At 65.7% G+C, this 17,199-nt stretch carries 14 protein-coding genes; 11 read left to right on the forward strand and 3 right to left on the reverse strand.

Annotated elements, in window-relative coordinates:
• Nucleotides 1-590: 590 nt before the first annotated feature.
• The 11 genes from QYH69_RS16355 (at nt 591) to QYH69_RS16405 (ending at nt 13,848) form a co-directional block, all read left to right on the forward strand.
• Entirely contained in the window at nt 591-2,195 is a 1,605-nt protein-coding gene (locus QYH69_RS16355; protein WP_308832898.1) for an ABC transporter substrate-binding protein, read from the forward strand.
• A 114-nt stretch (nt 2,196-2,309) separates the two neighbouring features.
• On the forward strand, nt 2,310-3,029 hold the full coding sequence (locus tag QYH69_RS16360; RefSeq protein ID WP_308832899.1) for a cysteine hydrolase: 720 nt from the start codon (nt 2,310-2,312) through the stop codon (nt 3,027-3,029).
• Between the two features lie 95 nt (nt 3,030-3,124).
• On the forward strand, nt 3,125-3,661 hold the full coding sequence (locus QYH69_RS16365) for a carboxylesterase family protein (protein ID WP_308832900.1): 537 nt from the start codon (nt 3,125-3,127) through the stop codon (nt 3,659-3,661).
• 36 nt (nt 3,662-3,697) lie between these two features.
• Nucleotides 3,698-4,654, forward strand: coding sequence for an ABC transporter permease (locus QYH69_RS16370; RefSeq protein ID WP_308832901.1), 957 nt, complete (start codon nt 3,698-3,700; stop codon nt 4,652-4,654).
• 13 nt (nt 4,655-4,667) lie between these two features.
• Nucleotides 4,668-5,549: an ABC transporter permease gene (locus QYH69_RS16375; protein ID WP_308832902.1), complete on the forward strand. Its 882-nt coding sequence runs from the start codon at nt 4,668-4,670 to the stop codon at nt 5,547-5,549.
• Nucleotides 5,550-5,656: 107 nt separating this feature from the next.
• On the forward strand, nt 5,657-6,742 hold the full coding sequence (locus tag QYH69_RS16380; protein ID WP_308833035.1) for an ABC transporter ATP-binding protein: 1,086 nt from the start codon (nt 5,657-5,659) through the stop codon (nt 6,740-6,742).
• Complete coding sequence (locus QYH69_RS16385; RefSeq protein ID WP_308832903.1) at nt 6,739-7,770, forward strand: ABC transporter ATP-binding protein; 1,032 nt, start codon at nt 6,739-6,741, stop codon at nt 7,768-7,770. Before QYH69_RS16380 ends, QYH69_RS16385 begins: the two co-directional genes overlap by 4 nt.
• Nucleotides 7,771-8,214: 444 nt before the next feature.
• On the forward strand, nt 8,215-9,312 hold the full coding sequence (locus QYH69_RS16390; protein WP_308832904.1) for a porin: 1,098 nt from the start codon (nt 8,215-8,217) through the stop codon (nt 9,310-9,312).
• An 88-nt stretch (nt 9,313-9,400) separates the two neighbouring features.
• Nucleotides 9,401-11,089, forward strand: a complete 1,689-nt coding sequence (locus tag QYH69_RS16395; protein ID WP_308832905.1) for a UbiD family decarboxylase — start codon at nt 9,401-9,403, stop codon at nt 11,087-11,089.
• Nucleotides 11,079-12,434 carry a solute carrier family 23 protein gene (locus tag QYH69_RS16400; protein WP_308832906.1) on the forward strand — a complete coding sequence of 452 codons (1,356 nt, stop codon included), beginning with the start codon at nt 11,079-11,081 and terminating at the stop codon, nt 12,432-12,434. The genes QYH69_RS16395 and QYH69_RS16400 overlap by 11 nt, the downstream gene beginning before the upstream one ends.
• A gap of 49 nt (nt 12,435-12,483) precedes the next feature.
• Nucleotides 12,484-13,848 carry an amidase gene (locus QYH69_RS16405; protein WP_308832907.1) on the forward strand — a complete coding sequence of 455 codons (1,365 nt, stop codon included), beginning with the start codon at nt 12,484-12,486 and terminating at the stop codon, nt 13,846-13,848.
• 162 nt (nt 13,849-14,010) lie between these two features.
• On the opposite strand, the gene QYH69_RS16410 is transcribed toward QYH69_RS16405, so the two are convergent.
• The 3 genes from QYH69_RS16410 to QYH69_RS16420 are packed head-to-tail and all read right to left on the reverse strand — an operon-like array spanning nt 14,011 to nt 17,067.
• Nucleotides 14,011-15,225, reverse strand: coding sequence for an FAD-dependent oxidoreductase (locus tag QYH69_RS16410; RefSeq protein WP_308832908.1), 1,215 nt, complete (start codon nt 15,223-15,225; stop codon nt 14,011-14,013).
• 26 nt (nt 15,226-15,251) lie between these two features.
• Nucleotides 15,252-16,451 (reverse strand): amidohydrolase family protein, encoded by a 1,200-nt coding sequence (locus tag QYH69_RS16415; protein WP_308832909.1) that lies wholly within the window; start codon nt 16,449-16,451, stop codon nt 15,252-15,254.
• A 37-nt stretch (nt 16,452-16,488) separates the two neighbouring features.
• The gene (locus QYH69_RS16420; RefSeq protein WP_308832910.1) at nt 16,489-17,067 is read right to left on the reverse strand and encodes an amino acid synthesis family protein; all 579 of its coding nucleotides are present in this window, start codon (nt 17,065-17,067) and stop codon (nt 16,489-16,491) included.
• Nucleotides 17,068-17,199 lie beyond the last annotated feature (132 nt).

The raw sequence follows: 17,199 nt of genomic DNA on the forward strand, positions 1-17,199 counted from the left end.
GCATTCGACACGTACTGATACTGCCCGCACAGCTTGACGATGCCATGCCGACCTCGCAGGTCGCGCCCGCCTGCACCGCGATTGCGTCGACAGCCCCGGTACGCTCGCCGCGAGGTCGCCCGGTGCGGTGTGGAACCTGATCTGCTGGTACACGACGTTCGCGTTCAACGGACCGTTGCGATGCTGCACCTGGCCGGCCCATCTGTTCTGCCCGGATTCGCCGGCGTTGCCGAACGCGTACTGCGCGTTCAACTGCCCGCCGTTGTACAACGCGGACGAATGAACAAGTGACCGCATTTGCTCCACTCGCCGCCGCCGCCGACACCTTGTCCATTCACCGCGACATAGGTGTGCATGCGGGCCACACCGCCATTACAAAACGAAAATAGGCTGTCATTTAGATACGCACTGCGACGCGTGAACACCTCACGGCCAATACCGGACAGTGCTTGCCTTATTTTGTCCACTTGCTTGCATCGTCAGACGATCATATATTAAATGTCAATTCAACGAGCGGCAGCGTCTGTGTTTCTTTTCGAAATGAATCCAAGGACTCGGTCGTGCTTCTCAACCCAGGGGGTTTGACGGTTATGCGTAGTCGCAAGACGGGTCTGACGCGCTGGTTGCGCGCCTCCACGATGGCAACGCTGGCGCTGCTGGCATACGCGGCCGGCATGGCCGCCGCATCCGCAGAATCGGTATTGACCGTCGCGATGACCGCAGCCGATATTCCGGACTGGGCCGGGCAGCCCGATCAGGGCTTCGAAGGCTATCGCTTCGTCGGCTATTCGCTGTATGACGGCCTCGTGAACTGGGATCTGTCGCGCGCCGACCGCGAAGTCGCTATCAAGCCCGGCCTCGCAACCGGGTGGCACGTCGATCCACACGATCCGAAACGCTGGATCTTCAAGCTGCGTCACGACGTCAAGTTTCACGACGGTTGCGCATGGAATGCGGATGCCGCGGTGTGGAACCTGGTGCGCCTGACGGATCGCAACAGCCCTGCGTTCAGCCCCGTTTATTTCGCCCGCGCCCGTGCGCGCACCGGCGACATCGACAAGGTCGAGAAGGTCTCGGACGACACGATCGCCATCACGACCAGAACGGTCAACTCGCTGTTCCCGTACAACCTGCCGTACGTGCTGATGATTTCAAAATGCGCGGTAGATGCGGCGAAAAACAACTATGCAGTCTTTTCGCAACATCCGGCCGGCAGCGGCCCCTACCGCTTCGCGAGGGTGGTGCCGCACCAGCGGCTCGAACTGGTCAAAAACCCGTCTTACTGGGACCCGGCGCGCGTGCCGAAACACGACCGGCTGGTGCTGCTGCCGATGCCCGAAGCGACCACGCGGGCGGCCGCGCTGCTGTCGGGCGAGGTGAACTTCATCGAGGCGCCGTCGCCCGACATGCTGCCGGAATTGAGGCAGGCCGGCATGCATGTGGTGACGAACGTCTACCCGCATACGTGGCCGTATCTGTTCAACCTGCAACATGGCCCCTTCAGCGACGCACGCGTGCGTGAGGCCGCGAATCTGGCCGTCGATCGCGACGCAATGGTCGCGCTGCTGAGCGGCCTCGCGAAGCCGAGTTACGGCGCGCTCGTGCCGAGCCAGGCGGCCTACGGCAACGTGCCCGCCATCCATACCGATCCGGCGAAGGCAACCGCCCTGCTGAAGGACGCGCACTGCTATCCATGCGAGATCCACGTCGCAATTTCGCCGTCTGGGTCCGGGCAGATGCAGCCGCTGCCGATGAACGAGCTGGTCAAATCGCAACTCGATGCGGCCGGCTTCAAGGTCGTGTTCGACACGATCGACTGGAATGCGATGACCGACGTGTTTGTCAAAGGCGCGGCGGCCTATCCGAAGTACGACGCGATCAACTTCTCGATGGGCGTGATGGATCCGCTCAGCCTGCTCAAAGCGGTGGAGAAGGTCTACGCAGCCCCGAACGGCACCAACTGGGGAGGCCTTGACGATGCACGCATCGATGCGCTCGGCCAGCGCGTGCTGTCGACGTTCGATGCGCAACAGCAGCAGGCGCTGCTCACACAGATCCATCAGCTGTACGCCGCCGACGCCGCGCGCCTGTTTATCGTCAGCGATCTGAACCCGCGCGCGCTGGCGCCGAATCTGAGCGGCTATGTCGAAGCACAGAGCTGGTTCCAGGACCTGACGCCGATCGTCGTCCATTGAAAGGCGGCGTTCTCTGAGCCATGCATCAGCCGCGTTGTATGCATCGCGCGAGGCGCGCCGCTGCGCCCACGCATGTCGTCGGCGCAGCGGCCGCCATCACCACCGAGAGCCATCATGCATCCAGTGAAAATTCCCGAGCACATCGTCGAACGCGTCGTACGGCGGCGCGGCCGCGCACATATCCACGACGACCTCGATCCCGCCAGCACCGCGCTCGTCGTGATCGACATGCAGAACGGTTTTTTGCTCGACGAATACGCGGCTTACCCGTGCGCACAGGCGTTGACGATCATGCCGAACCTCAACCGGCTCGCGCAGACTGTGCGTGAAACCGGCGGCCTCGTGGTGTGGGTCCGCAATACCGTCAACGAAATGGAACAGAAGAACTGGTCGCAGTGGTACGAGCTGTCCGCCGGCGATCCGGCGCGCGCCGCGAAACGCACCGCGGCATTTCAGAAAGACGCGCCCGGCCACCAGTTGCACCGCGACCTCGTCGTCGAGCCCGGCGACGAAACCGTGCTCAAGTACCGCTACAGCGCGTTCATCCGAGGATCGTCGAATCTGCACGAGCTGTTGCAGGCACGCGGCATCCGCACCGTCGCGATCGCCGGCACGACAACCAACGCGTGCTGCGAATCCAGCGCGCGCGACGCGATGATGCTGAACTACAAGACCATCATGATCAGCGATGGCACCGCAGCCGGCACCGACGACGAGCATAACGCGACGCTCACGGCGTTCTACGCGATCTTCGGCGACGTGATGGACACCGACTTGCTGGTGCGCTGCCTGCGCGACAACGCGAAGCACCAGGGCGCGGGCACGTGGGTATGAACAGCATGCCGCGCTCGTTGGCTTCAGGCCCGCCGCACACCTGCGGGCCGCGACCGGAGGCGGCCCTGCGCCGCCGACGCGCCAACGCTGCCGCCATGCCGGCGCGCGCCGCGCTGCGCCGGCTATCGCATAGCGCGGCACTGCGCGACGCCTACCCGCTCGCATCGGATGCGAGCCCGAGCGAGGCCGGAATCGTCGCGGCGCAGGACCTGAAGATCTGCATCGCGCGCTATCTGGATCGCAACCTGGCGAACTACGTGCCGGTGTACGGCTACCAGTTCGACGACCGCCGCGCGCCCTCCTATTTCGGCCCGGTCAGCTACGCGATGCGGGCGTATCACACGGCCGAATTGCAGTACCTGTTCCCGCATTTTCACGGCGGCGCCGGTACCCCGCATCCGCTCGACGCCGCGCAGCAAGCACTCGCGCAGCGCATGGTCGCGAACTGGACGAGCTTCGCTGCAAGCGGCACGCCGGCCGCCGCCTGGCCGCGCTACAGCGCGGCAAACGATAGCGTCGAGCGGCTCGACACGCACGCACCCTCAGTCACCGCGGCCTACGGTGCCGGACATCACTGCGACCTGTGGGAACCGGTCGCACTCGGCGCGGCCCGCCAAGCGAGCCGGCCGTAAAGAGATCGTTGACCGCGCAACCAGGAACGACACGTCATGTGGATCTACATCGCAAAACGCGTGCTGTACACGATACCGATCTTGCTCGGCGTATCGCTCGTATGTTTCTGTCTCGTCTATCTCGCGCCCGGCGATCCCGCTGCATCGCTGATCCCGCCGGACGCAAGCGCCGCCGACATCGCGACGATCCGCCAGCTGTACGGCTTCGATCAACCGGTTCCGGTGCAGTTTGCCAAATGGCTGTGGCGCGCGCTGCACGGCGATTTCGGCACCTCGCTGCAGACCGGCCGGCCGGTACTGGTCGAAGTATCCGGCGCGCTGGCCAATACGGCGAGCCTTGCAGCCGGGGCCGCGCTAATCGCGTTCGCGCTCGCCGTGCTGGCCGGCATGCTCGCCGCGTGGCATCGCGGCCGCTTCGTCGAGCGCGCGGTAACTGCCGTATCGACGCTCGGCATCAGCGTGCCCAGCTACTGGCTCGGCATCGTGCTGATCATCGTGTTCGCCGTCAAGCTGCGCTGGCTGCCGGCCACCGGCATGGGCAGCGGCGCGGCCGCGACCTTCAGCTGGCTCGACTGGCATGACGCGCGCTTCGCGGTGCTGCCGATGCTGACGATGGCCCTGCTGCCGCTCGGCGTGGTGATGCGCAGCACGCGCGCGGCACTGGCCGACACGCTGGCGCAGGACTACATGCAGGTGCTGCGCGCCAAAGGGCTCGCGCCGCACGCGCTGATGCGCCATGCGCTGCGCAATGCGTTGCCGCAGGTGCTGGCCGTGATGGGCCTGCAGCTCGGCTACCTGACCGGCGGCTCGATCCTGATCGAAACGATCTTTACGTGGCCCGGCACCGGCTTTCTGCTCAGCAAGGCGATCCTGACGCGCGACGTGCCGTTGCTGCAAGGTACCGTGCTGATCCTTGCGCTGACCTTCGTGTTCATCAACCTCGCGGTCGACGTGTTGCAGACCTGCGCCGATCCGCGCCTGCAGCGTCAATAAGGAAAACGACACCATGAGCGCCGTCCTTCCGCCCGCCGCGCTTCGCGCAGTAGCGCCGCCCGGCTACCTGCGCGCGATCGCGCGCCGCCTGCGGCACGACTACGTGACCCTAAGCTTCGGCGCAATACTGGTGCTGACATTACTCGCCGCGTGCTGCGCGCCGCTCGTCGCGCACTACGACCCGTATGCGACCGGCCTGCTCGGGCGCCTGAAACCGCCAGGCTGGCAGGGCCATCTGCTCGGCACCGACGACCTCGGCCGCGACATGTTCGCGCGGCTGCTGTACGGCGCGCGCATGTCGCTGGCGATGGGCGTGGCACCGGTCGCACTGGCGCTTGCGATCGGCGGCTCGCTCGGCGTGCTGGCGGGCTTTTACGGCGGCGCGCTGAACATGGCGATCATGCGCACGATGGATGTGTTCTACGCATTTCCGTCGGTGCTGCTGGCCGTCGCGATCTCCGGCACGATCGGCGGCGGCGTGGCAAGCGGACTGCTTGCGCTGACGCTGGTGTTCATCCCGTCGCTGTGCCGGATCGCGGAAACCGCGACGTCACAGGTGCGCGCGCTCGATTTCGTCGAAGCGGCGCAGGCCACCGGCGCATCGAGCCTGTCGGTGATCGTCGCGCACGTGCTGGGCAACGTGCTGCCTGCGCTATTCGTGTTCGCATCGAGTCTGATTTCGGTGTCGGTGCTGCTCGCCGCGGGTCTGTCGTTTCTGGGGCTCGGCGTGCAGCCGCCGACTCCCGACTGGGGGCAAATGCTGGCGGGCCTGCGCCAGGCAATCTATCTGCAGCCGCTGGTGTGCGCGCTGCCGGGGCTCGCGATCTGCATCGTGTCGTTCTCGTTCAACATGGTCAGTGACGGGCTGCGTCACGCCATGGACATTCGCACATGAGGAGGCGTCCACCTGTGTCGGATATCGATGGTTCGAATGCCGCGGGCAACGCCCGCGCTGCGCGGCACACCGGCGAACCCGCAGCCGATCCGCGCGATCGCGGCGGCCTGCGCCAGCCGTTGTTGATCGCGCGCGGCCTGCGCAAGCGCTTCGCGGTGCGCGGCGGACTGTTCGGCCGCACGCTCGCGCACGTGCACGCGGTCGACGGCGTGTCGTTCAGCATCGCCAAAGGGGAAACGCTCGGCGTGGTCGGCGAGTCGGGCTGCGGCAAATCGACGCTCGCGCGGCTGCTGATGCGGCTCGTCGAGCCCGATGCGGGCGAACTGATCTTCGACGGCGATGCGGTCGGCGAGCGCACCGGCCTCACGCTACGCGAACTGCGCAAAAACGTGCAGATGGTGTTTCAGGACTCGTCGGCGTCGCTGAATCCGCGTATGTCGGTGGCCGAATCGATTGCGTATGGCATGCGCGTGCACGGCGCGACGCGCGACGCTGCGCGGCAAACCGCGCATACGCTGCTCGAGCAGGTCGGGCTGCGCGCCGCGCTGTTTGCCGCGCGCTACCCGCACGAGTTGTCCGGCGGCCAGAAGCAGCGCGTCAACATCGCCCGCGCGCTCGCGTTGAACCCGCGCCTGCTGATTCTCGACGAATCCGTCTCCGCGCTCGACAAGTCGGTGGAAGCTCAGGTGCTGATGCTGCTGCGCGCGCTGAAAGCGCACTTGAACCTGACCTATCTGTTCATCTCGCACGACCTGCATGTAGTGCGCTACGTATCCGACCGCGTGCTCGTGATGTATCTCGGCGAGATCGTCGAAATCGGTCCTGCCGACGACGTGTACCGCAACCCCGGGCATCCGTACACGCGCGCGCTGTTCGGCTGTCAGCTCGATACGGATCCGCGGCGCCGCATTGCCGAGGCGCCGCTTGCGGGCGACCCGCCGAATCCCGTCGATCCGCCGCCGGGCTGCCGCTTTCATCCGCGTTGTCTGTATGCGGAACACGTGTGCACGACACGCGCGCCGTCGCTCGGCGAAGCGCTTGCCGCACCGCTGCACGCGGTGGCCTGCCACATGCACGACGCCGCGTCGGCACATACGCGCGCCGGCGACCCGCCGACGGGTACGCCGCACGCGTTTCGCGTCGACGGCGATGCGAGCGAGGCACACCGGCCACCCGACCTCCTTCGATCATGAACGCCGCTTCTGTCACCGCTTCCGCTCCCGTCCTCGCAGTCGACGACCTGACCGCGCGCTTCGTCAGCCGCGACGCGACCGTGCATGCGGTCAACGGCGTTTCGCTGCGTGTCGCGCCGCGCGAGGTGCTGTGCATCATCGGCGAATCGGGCTCAGGCAAGAGCGTCACGCTGCGCGCGCTGATGCGCCTGTTGCCCGCAGACCGCACGCGGCTCGGCGGCTCGATCCGTATCGACGGCACCGACGTGCTGGCGCTCGGCGAGCGGCAGCTGTCGATGCTGCGCGGCGCAACGGTATCGATGGTGTTCCAGGAGCCGATGACCGCGCTCGATCCGGTGTACACGATCGGCGAGCAGATCGTCGAGACCATCGTCCGGCATCGGCGCGTGACGCGCCGCGAAGCGCAGGCGCAGGCACTCGCGCTGCTCGAACACGTGCGGGTGCCGTCGCCGCAACGGCGACTGCGCGCCTATCCGCACGAACTGTCCGGCGGCCTGCGGCAGCGCGCGATGATCGCCATCGCGCTGTCGTGCCGGCCGCGGCTGCTGCTGGCCGACGAACCCACCACGGCACTCGACGCGACCGTGCAGATCCAGACGCTGGTGCTGCTCAAGCAGCTGCAGGCGCAGTTCGGCACCAGCATCGTGATCGTCACGCACGATCTCGGCGTGGCCGCGCAGATCGCCGACATGGTCGCCGTGATGTACGCGGGACAGATCGTCGAATATGGCGCCGCACGCGACGTGCTGCTTGCGCCGCAGCATCCGTATACGCGGGCGATGCTCGCCTCGACGGTAGCGGGCCGGCCGCGCGAGCTCGATCTGGAAACCATCGCCGGCGGCCCGCCGGACCTGCGCGCATTGCCGCCCGGCTGCGCGTTCGCAGCGCGCTGCCCGCGCGCCGATACCGCCTGTTCGCAGGCGACGCCGCCGCCGCATGCCGCGCATGGCGACGGCTACGTGCGCTGCATTCATATCGACGGCACCAGCCGCTCAGGCAGCGAAGCGCTCGCGCCAGCCGACCGCTGAGCGGGTCCGGGCGCCCCGCGCCCGTTTCAGATTGGTGCAGCGCGCACCGCGACAACCCACCAGAGCACGGTTCACCCCGTTTCAATTCCTCTTTTTGAAACATACGAAATCATTCGCCTGCGCATATTAAGGGCTAAATAGCGCAAAAAATCCGCTGCCCGGTATTTTTGTTTACTTGTTCGCATTGTACGACGATCATATATTTGCCCCTACGTCAACAGAAACGCACGGCGCCGGGAAAGCCACAGGTGTCCCGTGCGGCGAGGGGTTCTTCGGCATTTCAGAATGATGGATGACGCGCCGTTTCGCGTCGCTCCGTCTCGCGCTGTAAGCACTCCACACGACGTATCACATCGGGGAAAGATCGCCGCCCGCACAAGGCGGCGTCGCGCCGTATTGCCCGCGAGCTTCCAGAACCAGCGTTGTCAACTTCACATTTCAACGATGAAAAATCAGGTCAAACACTATGCATGCGTGGCAGTTCTGTGCGGCACGTCCTTTGCAGCACATGCGCAAAGCACCGGCGTCACGCTGTACGGCGTGCTCGATTCGTCGATCCAGTACGCGCGCTCAGGCGGTCAGAGCACGACTCGCATCGACAGCAGCAATGCGTTTCCGTCCAACTGGGGCATTCAGGGCGCGGAGGACATCGGCGGCGGCGTGCATGTGAATTTCCGCCTCGAAAGCGGCATTAACGTTGCGAACGGCCAGAGCGCGCAAGCCGGCAAATTCTTCGGACGGGAAGCGTGGGTCGGTATGTCGGGCCCGTTCGGGCGCTTTCAGGCCGGCCTGAACAACACGCCTGAAATGTGGGGCCTGCTGCGCTTCCTGGCCGGCGATCTCGGCCATTGGGACTGGGGCCATGCGGCCAACAACTACGATTTCTTCCCGTCCACCAAGATCCCCAACTCGATCATCTATACGTCGCCAAACCTGAACGGGCTCACGCTTTCGTTGATGTGGGGCTTCGGCGCGAACGGCGACCCGACGCAGCCGCGCACGCTGGGCAATACGTTCTCGGCCGGCGCGTATTACACGAACGGCACGCTGTCGCTGGAAGCGGACTATCTGAGCCAGGTCTATGCGAAGTCGCAGACCGTGGTTGCGAGTTCACCGACCGCTACCGGCACCCACGATCTGTTCGGCGTGTCGTACGATTTCGGCCCCTTCAAGCTCGACGGCCTGTTCGTGCTGCACCGGGGCGCAGGCGACGTGACCATCACCAACACCAACACGTTCGCCGCGCCGAACAATTTCTATTACGAAGTGTCGGCGCAAGTGCCCAACGTGCTGCGCGGCACGCTGATGCTCAGTTACGGCCAGTACAAGCTGCAACACGATTCAGACGGCAATTCGACGTCGTACGGCATGCGCTACGACTACCGGCTGTCGAAGCGCACGGGCGTCTACGGCGGCGTGTCGTACATCCAGAACGGCAGCCTTGCGTCGTTCACGACGAACAGCGGCCAGGGCCCTGGCATTCCGGTGTTGCCGGGCCACAACCAGCTGGCCACGGTGCTCGGCATGGTCCATTCGTTCTGATGCGCGCGCCGGTGCCGCTCATTTCCGTTCAACCCCTGCTGGCGCGGGCAGTTCGCCGACGCGGCGCCGGCCCTTCCGCGAGACCGATATGAACCAGCCTGGCGACACCCCGCTGCCCGACGCACTTGCCCGCTACGTCGCCGCACCCGGCGCCGCGCCGCGCCCCTACCCCGATCTGCACGCGCACGTGCTGGAGCTCGCACGCCGCGGGCTGCTATGCGTTGTCGACGAGCCGATCAACAAGGACACCGAGATGCATCCGCTGGTGCGCTGGCAGTATCGCGGCGGCATCGCCGAAACGGCGCGCAAGGCATTTCTGTTCACGCAGCCCATCGACAGCCACGGGCGACGCTATAACGGCGCGGTGCTGGTCGGCGGCCTTGCAGCAACGCCCGACGTGTATCGCGTCGGCTTCGGCAAACCGCTCGAGCAGATCGGCGATGCATGGGTGCGTGCGATCGCCGCGCCGCTCGCGCCGAACCTTGTCGAGCGCGCGCCGTGCCACGACATCGTCACGCTCGGCGCCGCGCTCGACGAGCCCGGTGCGGGGCTCGACGGCTTGCCCGTGCCGATCTCGACGCCCGGCTGGGACAACGCGCCGTACCTGTCCGCCGGCCACTACATCACCAAAGATCCCGACACCGGCGTGCAGAACGTCGGCAACTATCGCGGCCAGTTGAAAGCGCCGCGCCGGCTCGGCATGAATCCGTCGGTCGAACTGCGCGCCGGCATCTATTCGCACTGGCTCAAATACAAGGCACGCGGCGAGCCGATGCCGTGCGCGGTGGTGGTCGGCTGTCCGCCGGCGGTGTCGTACACGGCGGTGCAGAAGCTGCCCGAAGGCGTCGACGAACTGGCGGTGGCAGGCGCGCTGGCCGGCGCGCCGATCGACGTGGTGCGCGCGCAAACCGTCGACCTGCTGGTGCCCGCCGACGCCGAATATGTGATCGAAGGCTTTATCAGCACCGAATGGCTGGAACCCGAAGCGCCGTTCGGCGAATCGCACGGTTACGTGAACCTGCAGGAATACAACGCGTTTATGGACGTCACCGCGATCACGCGGCGGCATGCGCCGATTCTGACGTCGTTTATCAGCCAGGTGACGCCGAGCGAATCGAGCGTGATCCGGCGCGTTGCAATGGAGCCGGTGTTTCTGAACCATTTGCGCACGGCGCTCGGCATTCGCGGCGTCAAACGCGTATCGATGCATGAGCCGCTGACGAGCCTGTATGCCGTGATCGCCGTGCAGTTCGAACGCGGCGTTCCTGAAACCGAAGTGTGGCGCGCGCTGTATGGCGCATCGACGCTGCATCGCTTTGCCGGCAAATGGATTGTCGCGATCGACGAGGATATCGATCCCGCCAACGCCGACGCGCTGTTCTGGGCGATGTCGTATCGCTGCCAGCCGCAGCACGATCTGCGGGTGCTCGATCACAAGGACCCCGGGCACGGACCCCGCGGACCGCGTGACGACGGCGCCAGCGCGTCGGTGCTGATCAATGCGCTGCTGAAGGAAGACTTCGCGCCGGTCGCACTGCCTAAACGCGAATTCATGGAGCACGCGCGGCGCATCTGGGAACGCCTCGGCCTGCCCGCGCTGACACCGCAAGCGCCGTGGCACGGCTACGATCTCGGCGCGTGGCCCGCTCATCTCGAAGCACAGGCGCAGGCCGCCGCGCGCAGCGACTACTTTTCGTTCGCCGACGCACTCGTGCGTCAGCGTCGCGCCGACATGGCGATGAACCAGCCGCTCGAAGGAGATCGCGATGAGCACTGAAGCCGCCCCGGCCGGCCGCGAATTCATCTTCGACGTCGGTGTCGACGAGAAGGTGTCGCTCGCGCAAAGCTTTTTCCTGTCGGTGCAGAACATCTCGGTGATGACGACGATGATGATCTTCCCGGGCATCCTCGGCCGCGCATTTCATATGGAAATCGCGCAGATCGCGTATCTGTACGGCATCTGCTTCATCACGTGCGGGCTTGCAACGATCTTTCAGTCGGTGCTGCTGTTGCGTCTGCCGGTGGTCCAAGGACCGTGGGCGCCGACCTTTTCCGCGTTGATCGTGCTCGGCCACCTGCCGGGCAGCAGTCTTGGCACCGCGTTCGGTTCGTTCTTCGCTGCGTCGCTGATCTGGAGTCTGTTTGCATTGCCGGTGCGCGGCGTCAGCCTGATCGGCCTGCTGTCGCGCTATTTTCTCGATCCGATGGTGTCCGGCGTCATCATCGTGCTGGCGATGGTGCAGATCGCCGGCGCGACGGTGCCGCACTGGATCGGCGAGCCGGCCTCGCCCGGCTATCCGGTGCTGAACATCGCGGCGGGCGCGCTCGCGGTGGTCGTGCTGATGGTGCTGATGCTGCGCCGCCACGTGGTCGCGCGGCGCGGCGCCGTGCTGATCTCGCTGCTGGTCGGCAGCGCCGTTTACTTCGCCTGGAGCCCGGCGGCGTTGCACTATGACGGCGCGACGCCGCTGCTGGTGGTGCCGCAACCGTTCGCGTTCGGTTTCGGCGTGCGACCGGTGTTCGTGCTGATCTTTCTGCTCACGCTGCTGCCGACCGGCGTACAGTCGATCGCGATGTACGAGCTGATCGCCACGTGGATCGGCAAGCCGCTGTCGGTCGGCCGCGTCTCGCAAGGCGTGTTCGCAATGGCGTTCGCGTCGGTGTTCGCCGCCGTGTTCGGCAGCTTCAGCACCGTGTTCTACGCGACCAACCTGTCGCTGCTGCAAAGCACGCGCGTCGGCTCGCGCTATGTGACGTTCGCGACTGGCGCGCTGCTGGTCGCGCTCGGCTGTTTCGCCAGGATCGACCTGATGTTCGCGCTGATTCCGGGGCCGATCATCTCGGCCATTTCGACCGTGCTGTTCGGCAGCGTGTTTTCTCACGGCGCGCGGCTGATCTTTTCTAGCCTGCTCGACGAGCGGCGCGTGATGGTGGTCGGCTTCTCGCTGTTTCTCGGTTTCGGCGGGTTGTTCGTGTCGCAGGAAGCGCTGCGGCACCTGCCGACGCTGTTGCAGACCATCGTCTCGCAGCCGGTGATTCTCGGCGGGGCGTCGATCGTCGTGCTGTACCGGCTGCTGTGCCGCCCGGCTGCATCAACCCGGCAAGCTACGCAGGCCGCGTAAGTGTGCCGTTCATTCTGAAACGAAGCAACGCATCACGGAGGATTTCCGCATGCAGAGCCCGAAGATCGCTTATTCAGCGGCCCCCTCTTACACCAGCCACGCCGATGCGTTCCGGCGCGGCACGACGAGCCCGCTCGCGCTGCTCGAAGCTGGGCTTGCGCGTATCGAAGCGCGCGAGCCCGCGGTGCGCGCCTTCGTCGCGCTCGCCGTCGAACGCGCGCGCGCCGATGCACAGCGCTCGACGCAACGCTGGCTCGATAACGCACCCCTGTCGCCGATCGACGGCATCGCGGTCGGCATCAAGGACATCATCGAAACGGCGGACCTGCCGACCGGCCAGGGATCGCCGATGTGGACCGGCTTTCACACCGGGCGCGACTCGGCGACCGTGCAGGCGTTGCGCGAGGCAGGCGCGATTATTGTCGGCAAGACCACCACGACTGAATTCGCGGCCACCGAAATGTTCGCGAGCACGGCCAATCCGCACGATCCGCAGCGCACGCCGGGGGGCTCGAGCGCCGGCTCCGCCGCGGCGGTCGGCGCCGGCTTCGTGCCGCTCGCGCTCGGCAGCCAGGTGGTCGGCTCGACGATACGGCCGGCCAGCTATTGCGGCTGCGTCGGCTTCAAGCCCACCTATGGCGCGCTGAACCGCGGCGGCACTTACGATCAGCTGAGCCACAGCAGCGCGGGCGTGCTCGGCGCGACGCTCGACGACGTATGGATCGCGGCGCGCGCGATTGCATCGCGAGTGGGCGGCGATCCCGGTTATCCGGGCCTCGCCGGACCGGACCTGATGCCGCAGGCGCGCGTACCGCAACGCGTCGTTCTTATTGAAACGGCCGGCTGGAACAGCGCGACGCCCGGTGCGCGCGCGGCACTCGACGCGGCGGTCGCGTGGTTGCGCGAACGCGGCGTCGACGTCGTCGCACGCGCGCAGTCCGACAAGGTCGAACAATTCGAACGACAGCTGGCCGACGGTCTGCTGGAACTGACGCAGTCGATCATCGCGTGGGAATCGCGCTGGCCGCTCGAAAGCTATGCGCAACGCAACCGCAGCGCGCTCAGCCACACGATGCTCAAGCGCCTTGCGCGCGCGGCTACGATGACGCAGCAGGACTACATCGCGTTGCTCGCGCGCCGCACGCAGCTGCGTGCCGCATTCGCCGAACTCGTCGCCGGCTGCGACGGCGTCGTGACGCTGAGCGCGAGCGGCGCCGCGCCACCCGGTTTCGCGTCCACCGGCAACGCGGCGTTCGCCGTGCCGGCTTCGATTCTCGGCGTGCCCGCGTTGACGCTGCCCGTGCTCAGCGACGAAAATCTGCCGCTCGGACTGCAGTTTATCGGCGCGGCTGGAGAAGATGCGGCGCTGTTTTCAGTCGGCAACTGGTTCGCGAGCGAAGCTCGCGCGCATTGAGCCGAAGCGGCTCTGGCAAGCGCGATCGGTAAATCCGCATATGTGCCGATTGCGACTGTGTCAGCAACGAGCTGCAAAAAAAAGGGCGATGCAAGGCTGCGCTGCATCGCCCTTTCGCTGCGCGAGCCGAACCCGCGCAGGCACCTGCGCACAAGCGCGCCTTTACGCGATCGACCTGCCCTGCGCCACGCTCTGCAGTAACGACGTGCGCATCAGAAACGCGCGCTGGCGCACCGTATCGGCAGCGGTCTGTGCCAGTTCGTCCAGATGTTTCGCGCGTTGCTCCGGGTCCTTCTCTTCAAGCCGCTTCTTGTTCGCGACGGTCTGCTGCTGCACGAACTCGACGTTCAGCGTGCGGCGGCGGCGTTCGTAACGATCGAGCACCGGCGCGCGTGCGTCGCCGTTCGCACATTCAGCAAAGGTCTGCGCCAGCTCCAGCGCATCGTGAATCCCGCAGTTCAGACCCAGCCCGCCGATCGGATTGTTCACGTGGCTCGCATCGCCGGCCAGAAACACGCGATGCTCGCGGAACGACGCGGCCACCCGCTGATGCACGCGGTACAGATTGCGGTGCAACAGTTCGTACGGCGCGCCGCCGAGATCGACGATCCGGTTGAGCCGGCGTTGCGCTTCGGCATCGCTCATCACCGTGTCGTCGTCGACGTCGACAGGCGCGGGGAACACGGCGCGCCAGCGGCCTTTCAGATCGTCGCCGGCGATCTTGAACAGATTGCCCCACTCGACCGGATCGGCCAGATAGCTGCGGAACGAACACCCCATCGCCTTTTCGAAATCGAACGACGTGGTCAGCACCAGAAAGCGCTCCGGCCACGTATAGCCTTCGAACTCGATGTTGAGGAGCTTACGGACCGTGCTGCGGCCGCCGTCGGCGCCCGCCACGAAGGTGCCACGCAGCTTTTCCGCGCCGCCGCTTCCTTCGATGCTGACCGTCACGCCGTGATCGTCCTGCTCGAGCGCGGTCACGGCGGCACCGAAGCGCACGTCGACGTCCGGATACTGCGCGAGCTTGCGCAGGCCGATATCGACCAGCTTGTGCTGTTCGGTCTGTACGACAAACGGATACGGTGTATCGTCGCGCAGCACGTCGTGGTCGAAGCGCGCGACGAGCCGGTGCGACGTCTGGTCCCAGAAGTCGAAATAGCGGGCCACCAGCCCGACCTTCACGAACTCGTCGATCAAGCCGACGCTCGCAATCATTTCGAGCGTAGACGGATGCGTGGTGGCGGCACGCGGACTGCGATCCACTTCGGTCTGCGCTTCGAGCAGCGTGACCGCAAAACCGCGCTGCGCGCATGCGAGCGCCGTGACGACGCCAACCGGGCCGCCGCCGACGACGATGATTCTCTGCTGTGTCATTGAGTGTCTTGCCTCAGTGCCTGGCCTTAGTGGCGGGGCGTTGCGAAATCCTGCATCACGCGCGACACCGCAACCCGTACGGTCTTTTCGGAGGCCGGCGTATTGCGGCTGCGTCCGACGAAGCGCGGCACACCGTCGGTCACGACGCCCGCGACCGCCGCGATATCGCCGTTCGCCAGAGCGTCGAGCGCGGTGCGCTGCGTACCGCCGACGCACGCATCGAGAATCACCACATCCGCATCGCGGCCGACCTGCAGAAAGCCGGAGTTGATGCCATAGGTGCGCGCGTTGTTGCCGGTGGCCGCGCAGATCGCCATTTCCGGCGGCATGCGGCGCCCGAGACTCGCCAGATGCGTGATCGTATACATCATGCCCAGCGGCATGATGCCGCTGCCGGTCGGCGTATCGGTGGCAATCAGATAGCGGTCGAACTGATCGGCGTCGACGGCCATATCGGCGATCTTCAGCAGCGTGCGCAGATTGCCCGCCGTGCAGACCTGCATCGCGATATCGCTCTCGTGCAGAATGCGGCCGAAATCGACGTCGGGCATCGCCACCGGCCCGCCGTTGATATGGAACGATACGTGCGGCTTCATCGCGAGCAGATGGTCCGCCCAGATGCCCGACGAGCCGGGAATCGACGAACCGCCGGTGTGCACCGTCGTGATCATGCCGTGCTTTCTGGCCCAGCCGATCATCGGCGCGTAGTCGTACGGCGTCTTCACCGCGCCGAAGCCGGCTTTCGCCAGCCATACGCCCTGCGCCGCGATATCGCGCAGATCGTCTTCGACGAGGCCCGGTTCGAGAATGATCGAGCCGGCAAACACCCGCATGCCGCCCGGCCGATAGTGTTCGAAGCAACGCTGTGCGGCGACCGCAAGCGCCTTCACGCCTTGCGGATCGGTCGGCCGGCCCGGCACGTGCACCTCGGACGCGCTGATCGACGTGGTGGTGCCGCCATGCAGATAGCTTTCGAGAAAGCCGACCGTCTTTTGACGCGGCGTGTAATCGCCGAACGTGTTGTGGATCTGCGAATCGATCAGGCCCGGAATCGCCGTCGCGCCATCCGCATCGATCACGACGTCGCAGTCTTTCAGATCCGCGTCGGACAGCGTGCCGATTCTGGCAATCTTGCCTTCGTCCATCAAAATGCCGTCGCCGCGCACAAACGGGTCGCGCCATTCACCGCTGACAATCGTCGCCAGATTCACTATTGCCGTCTTCATTCGTATTCCCTCCGTTCGGGAGTCAGGTGTTTCAGACTCAGACGAGGCCGTCCTCGCCCTTGATTTCGTCGACCTTCAGTCCCCCCACCCTGGCGCCGATGCGGCCGCGGTTGGCCACGCAGAAGATCACTGCCACTTCATCGGGCAGCGGGCCGTGCGGCACCGTGACGGTCATGCCGTCGTAGTGCGAGCGCACGTACAGCGCGTCCTTGTGCGCGAGCGGTACGTCGATCGACGAGCCGCTCGTCGCCACCTTCGTGTACGACGAAATCCACGCCTTGCCGCCGCCGAGCGCCTTGCGCAGCGGCTCTGCGAACACGGTGGTCAGCAGTGCGTTCGCATGCTCCTGCTCGCCGTCCGTGCCGACGATGCCGGCCTTGCCGTAGCTCTGCACAGGGTACGGATGCATCGCATCCGTCGCCAGCTTCGCGAGCTGCTCGCCGAGCATGCCGCTCGCGTCGATCATTTCAGAAAGATCGTCGACATGGCGGCCCGCACACGGGTTCTTTACGAGCGCGACCACGGCGACCTTGCGCAGCGGCGCTTCGGTATCGTGCCCGGACGGCACGAGATGATCTTCGACAAGGGTGTGAAACGCTCTGATCTGCAAATTCATACTGGCTCCAGGAGGGCCGGCAAGCCGGCCCGGGTGTCGGGGTACTGCGGCTACGGGTACTGCAATTTGCGAAACTCTACGATTGTCGTACAATGACGTCAATACCCGTTAGCAAAATGGATCCGACAACAG

The sequence above is a fragment of the Paraburkholderia sp. SARCC-3016 genome, from assembly GCF_031119615.1.
In the GTDB taxonomy this organism is placed as follows: Bacteria; Pseudomonadota; Gammaproteobacteria; order Burkholderiales; family Burkholderiaceae; genus Paraburkholderia.